The following is a 459-nucleotide window of genomic DNA, read 5'->3' as shown; positions in this document are numbered from 1 at the left end:
CACCCAAACAACCCCACACCACCCCCCCAAAACACCAAAACACACAACACCAAACCCACAACCACACACAACCAAACACCCCACAACCACAACAACACCACCACAAAACAACCAAACACCCAACACCACCCCCCCCCACCAAAACCCAAAACAACACCACCACAAACCAACCCAAAAACACCCCCACAACAACAAACCACCCAAAAACAAAAAACACACCCAAAAAAAACAAAAACACCCCCCAAAAACCCCAACACACCCACAAAAACCCAAACCCCAACCACCACCACAAAAAAACAACACCCCAAACCCCCAAACAACAAACACACAACCAAAACACAAACTACACAAAAAACCCCCCCTCCCACCAACACCCCCACCACACCCTCAAAAATACCGCCGACTCCCACACACCACCCACCCCCCACACACACCCAACCCCACCCACAAAAAACCCAA

General features: G+C 50.3%; 1 pseudogene. It reads left to right on the top strand.

What is annotated here, in order from left to right:
• Positions 1 to 459, top strand: a pseudogene (locus ACTHUM_RS19595) (hypothetical protein); the annotation flags it as partial.

The organism is Neisseria sp. P0021.S006 (genome assembly GCF_051956895.1).
The sequence above is the reverse complement of the archived record's forward strand: the minus strand, read 5'-3'. Positions and strand labels throughout refer to the sequence as shown.